General features: G+C 64.4%; 1 pseudogene. It reads left to right on the forward strand.

What is annotated here, in order from left to right:
* Window positions 1-478: pseudogene (gene fliI, locus AACY45_RS28220) on the forward strand (flagellum-specific ATP synthase FliI); the annotation flags it as partial.

The raw sequence follows: 478 nt of genomic DNA on the forward strand, positions 1-478 counted from the left end.
CCCACTGTTTTTGCCGAACTGCCGCGTTTGTTGGAGCGGGCGGGGCCGGGGTTGCCCGGCCAAGGCTCGATCACCGGTCTGTTCACCGTGCTGGTCGATGGCGACGATCATAATGAACCGGTCGCAGACGCGGTGCGCGGTATTCTCGACGGCCATGTGGTGATGAGCCGCAAGATTGCCGAACGCGGACGCTATCCCGCGATTGACGTCCTAAAATCGGTGTCGCGCACCTTGCCGCATTGCCTGAGCGACGCCGAAAACGCGACGCGCCTCGGCGCGCGCGCGTTGCTGTCTACTTATGCCGACATGGAAGAGCTGGTTCGGCTTGGGGCGTATAAAGCAGGGTCGAGCGCCGAGATCGATCGCGCCGTGGCGATCGCGCCGCAAATCGAGACGATGCTGCGGCAGGGCAAGGACGACCAGGGCGATTGCGCTGCAGGCTTCGCCATGCTCGCCGCCATGCTGGAGCAAGCCGCGT

It is taken from the genome of Pseudomonas sp. RA_35y_Pfl2_P32 (genome assembly GCF_963970735.1).
Taxonomy (GTDB): domain Bacteria; phylum Pseudomonadota; class Gammaproteobacteria; order Pseudomonadales; family Pseudomonadaceae; genus Aquipseudomonas.